The organism is Dysgonomonas sp. 37-18 (genome assembly GCF_001899125.1).
Classification (GTDB): Bacteria; Bacteroidota; Bacteroidia; order Bacteroidales; family Dysgonomonadaceae; genus Dysgonomonas.
This window is the reverse complement of record NZ_MKVC01000026.1, coordinates 1-8926: the sequence shown is the minus strand read 5'-3', so window position 1 is coordinate 8926 and position 8926 is coordinate 1. Positions and strand designations below refer to the sequence as shown.

Genomic DNA, 8926 nt, shown 5'->3' with positions numbered 1-8926 from the left:
CATAGTAATATGATATGGCGCTGGGTGCTTAGCCTACACCACAAAATCCTGTTCCCGATAGTTACCATCATCATTATGGAAACCTTCATCAACAAAATGAGGCGGTTAAAAGGTATCCGTAAGATGATATTGATAGAAGAGGCGTGGAAGGCTATAGCCAAAGAAGGGATGGCAGATTATATAAAATATCTTTTTAAAACTGTCCGTAAATTCTTCGGAGAAGCCATTGTCGTAACGCAGGAAGTGGATGATATAATCTCGTCTCCCATCGTTAAGGAAGCCATTATCAACAATTCCGACTGTAAAATCCTGCTTGACCAGCGCAAATACATGAACAAGTTTGATTCGATACAAGCGATGCTGGGGCTGACCGATAAAGAACGAGCACAGATTCTCTCCATCAATATGGCGAACAATCCGAACAGGCTCTATAAGGAAGTTTGGATTGGACTAGGTGGAGTGCAATCGGCTGTGTATGCTACCGAAGTAAGTCTTGAAGAATATTTTACGTTCACGACTGAAGAAACCGAGAAGCTGGAGCTATTCAACCTTGCCAATAAACTGGACGGGAATATAGAACTGGCTATTAAACAACTGGCAGAGAGTAAACGAAGTCAGTAAACATTCATTTTTTTAATTAAAAACAAATTCAATATGAAAGCAAAAATTTTCATGTTGTGCGTAAGCCTTGTACTTCTCACAACGAATATGAGTGCCCAATGGACAGTAGTAGACCCTTCAAATCTGGCGCAAGGAATTGTCAATACAACCCGTAATGTTACCCAGACTACTACCACAGCGACAAATATGATAAACAATTTCAAGGAAGTTCAGAAAGTTTATAACCAGGGAAAACAATACTATGATGCGCTGAAAGCGGTGAATAATCTGGTAAAAGACGCCAGAAAAGTACAGAAAACTATTCTGATGGTTGGTGAGATTTCGGATATCTATGTCAATAATTTCCAAAAGATGATGTCCGATCCCAATTACTCCATCGATGAATTGAATGCCATTGCATCAGGATATGCCAAACTGTTGGAACAGAGCAATGATGTGTTGAACGAACTGAAAGGAGTTGTAAATATCAGTACACTTTCCCTGACAGACAAAGACCGTATGGAAGTAGTGGATAATTGTCACGACTCGATGGTTAGTTATAGGAATCTTGTCCGCTACTATACCAACAAGAATATCGGGGTTTCCTATCTACGGGCAAAGAAAAAAGGTGAGACAGCCCGTGTCAATGCCTTGTATGGTAACCCAAACGAACGTTACTGGTAATCTATAATATAATTGAAAAATGGATTTTGACCAATTTCACGAAACACTGCGGACTCTATATGACCAGATGATGCCCTTGTGCAGCAACATGGTCGGGGTGGCTAAAGGGATAGCCGGACTGGGAGCATTATTCTATGTTGCCCATCGGGTTTGGCAATCCCTTTCCCGTGCAGAACCGATTGACGTCTATCCCTTGCTTCGTCCTTTTGCCATCGGTCTTTGCATCATGTTTTTCCCAAGTGTTGTGTTAGGAACAATCAACAGCGTGATGAGTCCTGTCGTTCAGGGAACACATGGGATGCTTCAATCCGAAACATTTGATATGCAAAAATACGCAGAGCAGAAAGATAAGCTGGAATATGAAGCCATGCGGAGAAATCCCGAAACGGCTTATCTAGTCGATAACGAGATATTCGAGGCTCAACTGGATGAACTGGGAATTACCGATGCAGGACAGATAGCGGGAATGTATATCGAGCGGGGATTATACAATGCCAAGAAATGGATACGTGAAGCATTCCGGGAAATACTGGAGGTTATCTTCAAAGCTGCTGCATTGGTGATAGATGTAATCCGGACCTTCTTTCTGATAGTTCTGGCTATACTCGGACCTATAGCTTTTGCTATATCTGTTTGGGATGGATTCTCATCGACACTTACTCAATGGATAACACGGTATGTTTCCGTATATCTGTGGCTGCCCGTCTCGGATCTGTTCAGTACGATATTAGCACGACTCCAATCACTAATGCTGCAAGCCGATATTGAACGGATGCAAGCTGACCCTAATTTCTCACTGGACAGTTCGGATGCCATTTACATTGTATTCCTGATTATAGGTATTGTCGGGTATTTTACCATTCCGACTGTTGCCGGATGGATAATATCTGCCGGAGGCATGGGGAATTTCGGTAAGAACATAAATCAAACAGCAACTAAAGGTGGGGCAATAGCCGGAGGTGCTGCGGGAGCTGCCGGGGGGAATATAGTTGGTCGCCTAAAAGGGCGGTGAGCCACCGCTCCCAATTATTCCTATAAGACTGACAAAATAGGCTAATTAACAAATTTGAAAGATGGAATTTAAATCATTAAAAAATATAGAAACAAGCTTTAAGCAACTCCGCATTTTCGGCATTGTGTTCCTGTGTATGTGTACTATCATTACAGGTTATTCCGTGTATAGCGCATACGACTTCGCAGAAGCCCAACGTCAGAAAATATATGTACTGGACAATGGAAAATCACTGATGCTCGCTCTTTCGCAGGATTTATCGCAAAACCGACCTGTAGAAGCGAGGGAACACGTCAGGCGTTTTCATGAGCTCTTCTTTACCCTGTCTCCTGATAAGAGTGCTATCGAAAGCAATATCAACAGGGCATTACTCCTTTCCGATAAAACAGCTTTCAATTATTATAAGGATTTATCGGAGAAAGGATATTATAACCGGATTATATCAGGCAATATCAATCAGATGATGCAGATAGACAGCGTTGTATGTAATCTGAATGTCTATCCCTATCAGGTGGCTACCTATGGTAAACAGATGATTATCCGCGAGAGTAACATTACCGAACGTTCTTTGGTAACCTATTGCCGGTTATTAAACTCCGTCCGTTCCGATAACAATCCGCATGGATTTACTATCGAAGGATTTGAAGTAAAAGAGAATAAAGATATAAGGGTGCTTACTCGCTAAAACCATGCCTATGAAAGAAAGATTGAGAGAGGTCCGGTATTGGATTGAAGATAAACTCAAAGACCTGTGTGGGGAACTGACACCTGACAAACGGATAGTAATCATCTTGATAATGCTCCTGATACTAACAATTGGCAATCTCTACTTCACATTCTCCACAATTTATAATTGGGGAAAAGATAGCGAGAAAAAAGAACAGATGGAGATAGAGCATATCAGGCAGTTGGAACTGGAACAGGAGAGAAAGGATGTCTACGATTTTATGGATTTTCCTACCGATATAGATTTGCTTGATTTGGAAAAACAACGAATGAAGCAAGATTCTATTGATAATATAAGTATTAACAAGTAGAGATTTAAAGAATATGAGCGAACAATCAAGAATAAGTTCGGAGCAAAAACAAAAGCTTAAAAAGTATGCGGTATTTGCATTGATGGCGATTGTTTTTACAGGCTGTATGTGGCTAATATTTGCTCCTTCGGATGCGGATAAAGCCAAAGAACAGGAAGGTATCGGGCTGAATGCCGACATACCTGATCCTGATGGTGGCGGTCTTATCGGCGACAAGAAAGATGCCTATGAACAGGAACAGATGCAAAACAAGCAGAAAGACAGGATGCAGTCTTTACAGGGATATATGGATATTCTGGAGGGTGAAACCAAAGATAAGCAACAAGTCACGCTTTCCCTTGTTGATGAACCGGAGCAACAGCCGAATCAACAGCAGGACAAAAAGGCACCGATAAGTAACTCGGTTACTGCTTATCAGGATATCAATAAAACATTAGGTAGTTTCTACGAAAAGCCTAAGACCGACCCTGAGAAAGAAGAACTGAAAAAGAAGCTGGAGGAACTGGAATCCCGTATAGAGGAAAAGGAAAGTGCGAAAAGTGCAATGGACGAACAGTTGCTACTGATGGAAAAATCCTATGAGATGGCTGCGAAGTATTTACCACAAGCACAACAGGATAATGGCAGCAATTCAGAAAGCCTGAGTAAACGAATCTCTAACGGGACAGTGAAAAATAGCAATGGTAAGACAAAAGTTACTCCCATCAGGCAGATACAGAATCAAACGGTTTCTGCTTTGTCCCAAAGATTATCCGACGAAGATTATTTTCTCATGTATGACCAACCCAGAAATACAAGTTTCAACACAATGGGTGGAGAAATGGGCGTTTCGCAGAAAAATACCATATCGGCTGTCATCCATGACGATCAGACGGTAATCAATGGGCAGACTACCCGCTTGCGGCTGACAGAGCCATTGATGGCAGGAACAATGATTATTCCGGAGAATACCATAGTTACAGGAGTAGCCAAGATTCAAGGCGAACGGATGGATATACAAATATCTTCGATTGAATATCAAGGGACCATTATTCCGGTGGAAATGTCCGCCTATGATTCGGACGGGCAGCGGGGCATCTATATTCCCGGCTCATTGGAGATGAACGCTGCTAAAGAAATAATGGCGAACATGGGAAATAGTGTCGGTACAAGCTTTACCATGACTGAGAGTACTGGTGCTCAACTGACCTCTGACCTGACAAAAGGTGCTATACAGGGCCTATCAGCATATATGCAGAAGAAGATAAAGGAAGTAAAGGTTACACTCAAATCGGGCTATAAGGTAATGCTAATGCCGAAAGCCAATTAAGGTCACAGACCTATTTATTATCAAATTAAAACAAGATTGAACAATGAAGAAATATATTTTATTATTCGCATTAGCTATTATAACAATGACAGCTAATGCTCAAACAGAAGAAACAACTCCTGCAACAATGGAAACACAGGAACAGATGCAGGAGGATCTGCAACAGGTTCTTAAACCTACTTATGGGGATTATTATGAGGGTCTATCCAAGAAAATAACCTTTGACCGAATGATACCGCCATACGGACTAGAGGTAACATTCGACAAGACGGTACATATTATATTTCCTGCTGCAATCCAATATGTGGACTTAGGTTCAAACCGTATTATTGCAGGTAAAGCGGGAACATCAGAAAATATCCTTCGGGTAAAAGCTGCTCTCCGCAATTTTGAGACGGAGACCAATATGGCTGTGATAACCGAAGAAGGTAGCTATTACACCTTTAATGTAAAGTATGCCAATGAGCCGGAGAAGCTCAATATAGAAATGAAAGATTTTATGCACGATGGTATTGCGACCAACCGCCCGAATAATTCGATGGATATTTACTTGAAGGAATTGGGAAGCGAATCGCCTCGCATCGTCTATTTGATAAACAGAGCGATATACAATACAGATAAACGGATTGTTAAACATATCGGGTCCAAACGATTTGGTATTCAATATCTGTTGAAAGGTGTCTATTCGCATAATAACCTGTTGTATCTGCATACATCTATCAAGAACTCTTCAAATATTCCTTTCGATATTGACTTTGTGCGGATGAAAGTTGTCGATAAGAAAATGATGAAGCAAACCGCTATTCAGGAAACAGTCATCTATCCACTCCGTGCATACAATTTTATGTCAACAGTTGGTGGTAATCAAACAGAACGAACTGTATTTACAATCGATAAAATAACGATCCCTAATGATAAGAAGCTGGTTATAGAACTATTTGAAAAAAATGGCGGACGTAACCAGTCCTTTGTGATTGAGAATGAGGATCTGTTGAGAGCGGAAGAGATTAACGAACTAAAGGTCAAATAAGATGAAGCGTATAACACTATTTTTTATTCTGAGCCTTGCCCTAATAGGACAGGCTCAGGCTCAACGCTATCTACCGGGACAGAAAGGCATACAGGTAACGGGTGGTCTTGTTGATGGTTTTACGTTGGAAAAGAAAGACGGGCAGGCGTTCTTCGCTGGTCTGGCTCTATCTACTTATACCAAGAATGGTAACCGTTGGGTATTCGGAGCAGAATATATGCAGAAATCACATGAATATAGAGATATGCTGATTCCTGTATCGCAGATAACAGTAGAAGGCGGTTACTATTTGAAATTCTTATCTGATGCAAATAAAACAGTATTTTTCTCTATTGGAGCTTCTGCTATGGCTGGTTATGAAACTGTGAATTGGGGAGAGGAACTGTTGTTTGATGGAGCAACCATTATCAATGAAGACAATTTCTTATATGGTGGTGCGGTGTCATTTGAGATTGAAACATTTTTATCGGACAGGTTCGCTTTGCTTATCAATGCCCGTGAACGGATACTCTTTGGTTCAGAGATTAATAAATTCCATACACAGGTCGGAATTGGGTTTAAAGTAATAATCAATTAGCAGATGAAAGAGAATGACGAATGGTATACTCCGAAAGAAATTATTCAATCATTAGGAGAATTTGATTTAGATCCTGCAACATCTTTAGAGGCTTACAAACTGAATAAATCCGCAAGGAAAATATATACAACAAAGGAAAATGGCTTAAGACAGGAATGGGAAGGGAGAGTGTGGCTCAATCCTCCATATTCCAATCCTTTAATCCAACAATTTCTTATGAAAATGGCTGAACATAACAATGGTATTGCTTTGGTATTTGCCAAAATTGAAGCCAAGTGGTTCCATGATATTGTTCTCCAATATGCTACAGCTATTAAGTTCTTGTATAACCGTATCCGATTTTATAAGCCGGATGGAACACAAGGAATGCAACCAAGGAATGGCTCTATGCTGATTGCTTATAGTATGAGTAATGCGGAAATACTTATGAATAATACACTGAAAGGGAAATTCCTTTTCTTGTAAGTAATTGGAAATAAAACAATATAAAATAAATATAAAATGAAAAAATGTGCATCATATATAATCTTTACGCTATTGCTGGCTGCAATAGCGTGTGCCTGTAGCGATGATATTGATATTCGCCAAGGCTATGAATTCCAGATTACTCACTTGCCTGTGCCGAAAAAACTGAAAGTCGGAGAAACTGCTGAAATCAGATGTCAGTTGGAACGAGGTGGCTATTTTGATGAAGCGACTTATCGGTTTAGGTATTTTCAGCCTGATGGGAAAGGGGAGTTGAGAATAGATGAAAGTGAACCGTTCCTGCCAAATGATTATTATGATTTGACAAAGGAATCATTCAGATTCTATTATACTTCTCTGTCTGATGAGCAACAGGTGATTGATATTTACTTTTTCGATAACAGAGGGAACAATGTGACTCTGAGCTTTACATTCAATAATGATAACGGAGAGGAGGAAGTATGATGACCATGATGGTGATTTTGTATATTATCAACTGGATAAGTATGACTTATTCGTATCTAACGGCTCCAAGTGATGTTAAATTATGGAGTGAGGAGATTGATTAAATAAAATGTTAAAAAGTCGGATAATTAAATCTTATCCGATTTTTATTTTCACTATATTTGTGAATACATAAAAACAAACTACAATGAGCTATATAAATAATAATCTACAAACAGGAGAAACTATAGTATATAAAGCAAATATACACTGGTATATTTTTGTGTTTCCTGCTGTTCTACTATTACTTGGACTTATTTTCTATCCTGTTACAACAAGCTCATTTCTGCATTACATAGGCTTAGGATTGTTGGTGTTAGGAGGTCTTAGTTTAATAAAAAGGATTTTATTAAAGATGGGTACGGAATATGTTGTAACCAATAAACGGGTTATCCTCAAATCCGGTGTTTTCAGTAGAGATGCCTTGGAATTGGTTTTGACAAAATGCGAAGGTCTGCGTATAAATCAAGGGGTTATGGGGCGTATTCTCGGCTTTGGTTCAATCCTCGTTACAACCGGTGGTGTTACCAATACATTCAGATTTGTTGCTAATCCTATGAAATTTCGAAATGCAATAAATAATCAAATTTGAAAATTTCGCTATCGGTTTTTTGTTTCTTTTTTATCCGCTCAGGCTCATTGAAAAAAGAAACGGACTGAAATTTTCAGTCCGCATTATCATTGTCCTCTTTATCTTCTTTAGGTTTCAGATGTTCAAAGACATACCAACTGTCCTTATACAGATGACCTATCAGATTAAACACTCCCGTTTCTCCACACTTGTCGGCAAACTGTTTGGCTTCCAATATACTCTTGAACTCACCTAATTTCTTAAATCCTACAAATAGTTTATACATATCCTTGTTATTTTTGTGTTTGATTACTTCCGCCTGTAAAATAGCATAGGCTTCATTATAATTTCTCTTTTTCTGTTCCAGTTTGGCGTTGGCTTTGAGTAATGGCTCATCCGTTTCGGGATTGAAGAATAAATCGTTGTGCGTCATATAGTCGATATATTTCGCTATTTTTCGTTCGACTTTGGTTATCTGCGCTTTTGCCGATGCGACTTTTGATAATAGGAAATTAAACCCTGTCTGTAAGCCTGTCCGCTTATCGTAGGCACAATGATAAACGGTTACTTTCTTCCGTGGGTACTTACAGACGAGTTTTTCCCTGCGCCATTCGATAAGCCACTGCCATCGGTCTACCATATCACGGGGTAGGTCAATTTTATGCAATATCTCTCTGTGTCCGTCTTGGTGTCGTATCTCGAAAGTGATATATACCGAGTGTTCGATCTTTAGTTCACGTTCTGCTTTTGCCAAATCTTTCGCATATTGCATCCAATCTTCCATTGTTTCCTGTGCCATGATTATTTTGATTTGGTTGTTACTATTTCTTTATGCTGCTAATCTCTGTTCAATAAGAGGTATATTTTTCTCTACAAGTTGTACTATTTGGTTGTGGTACACGGTATTCTTGTTACATACTCCTCTGCTTTGTATAACTTGAAGTTTTGAGAGCGATACTTCAATAGTTTCTATCTTCTTGCCGTCAATACAGGCTGTCAGAATCAAAGAATCTTCTTTTGAATAATAACCTCCTACACAATGATGCTTATGAATAGTGATGCATAAGCATCATTATGCTCAGTATATGGTTATGCGTAGCATTTGTGATAACACGCTGCTTACTAATAAAATAAAGC

General features: G+C 39.5%; 12 protein-coding genes and 1 pseudogene. 11 read left to right on the top strand and 2 right to left on the bottom strand.

Translation table 11 applies throughout. From position 1 onward, the window contains the following. The 11 genes from BGO84_RS10250 to BGO84_RS10200 all read left to right on the top strand — a co-directional run. The coding region (locus BGO84_RS10250) for a TraG family conjugative transposon ATPase (RefSeq protein ID WP_291029013.1) at positions 1–621 on the top strand (621 nt) is incomplete at its 5' end. Between the two features lie 33 nt (positions 622–654). Continuing rightward, positions 655–1284 carry a DUF4141 domain-containing protein gene (locus BGO84_RS10245; RefSeq protein ID WP_291029012.1) on the top strand — a complete coding sequence of 210 codons (630 nt, stop codon included), beginning with the start codon at positions 655–657 and terminating at the stop codon, positions 1282–1284. A gap of 19 nt (positions 1285–1303) precedes the next feature. Continuing rightward, a complete protein-coding gene (traJ, locus tag BGO84_RS10240) occupies positions 1304–2296 on the top strand; it encodes a conjugative transposon protein TraJ (protein WP_291029011.1) in 993 nt (330 codons plus the stop codon). Between the two features lie 61 nt (positions 2297–2357). Then, positions 2358–2981 carry a conjugative transposon protein TraK gene (gene traK / locus BGO84_RS10235; RefSeq protein ID WP_006842101.1) on the top strand — a complete coding sequence of 208 codons (624 nt, stop codon included), beginning with the start codon at positions 2358–2360 and terminating at the stop codon, positions 2979–2981. Between the two features lie 10 nt (positions 2982–2991). Beyond that, positions 2992–3333, top strand: a complete 342-nt coding sequence (locus BGO84_RS10230) for a TraL conjugative transposon family protein (protein WP_006842100.1) — start codon at positions 2992–2994, stop codon at positions 3331–3333. A 13-nt stretch (positions 3334–3346) separates the two neighbouring features. Beyond that, a complete protein-coding gene (gene traM, locus BGO84_RS10225) occupies positions 3347–4642 on the top strand; it encodes a conjugative transposon protein TraM (protein ID WP_006842099.1) in 1296 nt (431 codons plus the stop codon). A 43-nt stretch (positions 4643–4685) separates the two neighbouring features. Then, positions 4686–5672: a conjugative transposon protein TraN gene (traN, locus tag BGO84_RS10220; protein WP_006842098.1), complete on the top strand. Its 987-nt coding sequence runs from the start codon at positions 4686–4688 to the stop codon at positions 5670–5672. 1 nt (position 5673) lies between these two features. Beyond that, on the top strand, positions 5674–6249 hold the full coding sequence (locus BGO84_RS10215) for a conjugal transfer protein TraO (RefSeq protein WP_006842097.1): 576 nt from the start codon (positions 5674–5676) through the stop codon (positions 6247–6249). A 3-nt stretch (positions 6250–6252) separates the two neighbouring features. Further along, a complete protein-coding gene (locus tag BGO84_RS10210; RefSeq protein WP_006842096.1) occupies positions 6253–6714 on the top strand; it encodes a DNA N-6-adenine-methyltransferase in 462 nt (153 codons plus the stop codon). Positions 6715–6750: 36 nt separating this feature from the next. After that, on the top strand, positions 6751–7179 hold the full coding sequence (locus BGO84_RS10205) for a TraQ conjugal transfer family protein (RefSeq protein WP_006842095.1): 429 nt from the start codon (positions 6751–6753) through the stop codon (positions 7177–7179). Positions 7180–7366: 187 nt separating this feature from the next. Then, positions 7367–7810 (top strand): PH domain-containing protein, encoded by a 444-nt coding sequence (locus BGO84_RS10200; protein WP_006842093.1) that lies wholly within the window; start codon positions 7367–7369, stop codon positions 7808–7810. Positions 7811–7883: 73 nt separating this feature from the next. On the opposite strand, the gene BGO84_RS10195 is transcribed toward BGO84_RS10200, so the two are convergent. Continuing rightward, a complete protein-coding gene (locus BGO84_RS10195; RefSeq protein ID WP_006844788.1) occupies positions 7884–8588 on the bottom strand; it encodes a hypothetical protein in 705 nt (234 codons plus the stop codon). A gap of 30 nt (positions 8589–8618) precedes the next feature. Then, positions 8619–8834: pseudogene (locus BGO84_RS10190) on the bottom strand (PcfJ domain-containing protein); the annotation flags it as partial. Between the last annotated feature and the right edge of the window lie 92 nt (positions 8835–8926).